The following is a 248-nucleotide window of genomic DNA, read 5'->3' on the forward strand; positions in this document are numbered from 1 at the left end:
CCCACAACCACAGTGATGTGGCTGGTGCGCTTGAGGCTGCGGGTGCCGCGGCCTTTCGCCCGCGCCATGAAACGCTGCAGGGTCGGACCTTCATCAACCATGATGGTCTGAACCTTCAGCTCGTCGACGTCGGCGCCCTGGTTGTTCTCGGCCTTGGCAATAGCCGACTCCACCCCCGTCTTGATCCGGTGGGCAGCCGTCTTGTCCGAGAACTTCAGCGGGTTGACCGCACGCTCGGCCGGCAGGCG

1 protein-coding gene is annotated in these 248 nt (G+C 64.9%); it reads right to left on the bottom strand.

The features are described from left to right. Positions 1-248: 50S ribosomal protein L22 (gene rplV / locus ACQG3P_RS21285; RefSeq protein ID WP_426806162.1), on the bottom strand; the 248-nt coding region annotated here is incomplete at both ends.

The organism is Stenotrophomonas sp. SrG, assembly GCF_050031795.1.
GTDB classification, from domain to species: domain Bacteria; phylum Pseudomonadota; class Gammaproteobacteria; order Xanthomonadales; family Xanthomonadaceae; genus Stenotrophomonas; species Stenotrophomonas rhizophila_A.